The 455-nt window shown below is 48.8% G+C and carries 1 protein-coding gene; it reads right to left on the bottom strand.

All coding sequences use genetic code 11. From position 1 onward, the window contains the following. Positions 1-83: 83 nt before the first annotated feature. A partial coding sequence (locus tag AC1DF3_RS37125; protein ID WP_478142830.1) for an ABC transporter permease subunit occupies positions 84-455 on the bottom strand: 372 nt, incomplete at its 5' end.

Below are 455 nucleotides of genomic sequence, written 5' to 3'. Positions count from 1 at the left end.
AGTACAGCCAGAACGATATAGATCAATGAGACAAACATTTTATCTTCCATTGCCAGCTTCATGCCGTCACACGCCCCTTCCCTTTACCATAAGCTGTTGCCTGATTTGCGAGCCATATAGTTTGCTCCGGCCAAGAGTCCGATGCTTATCAGCGCTTTGAACAACCCGGCTGCCGTCGCATAGGAATATCTGGCATTAAGCACGCCTACACGATACACATAAGTGTCGATGACCTCGCTCACTTCACGCAGCCCCGGATTCGTTGCCAGCAGCAAAATGTCATCAAAACCGGCATTCAGCAGATTGCCGATAGCAAGGATGGAGAATACGACAATGACCGGCAAGATAGAAGGAATCGTAATCGTGAACATCTGTCTGATTCGGCTTGCGCCGTCAATGGATGCCGCTTCATAAAGATGAGGGTTAATGCCCGCAATAGCCGCCAAGTATACAAT

It is taken from the genome of Variovorax sp. 10N432, assembly GCF_056394465.1.
The sequence above is the reverse complement of the archived record's forward strand: the minus strand, read 5'-3'. Positions and strand labels throughout refer to the sequence as shown.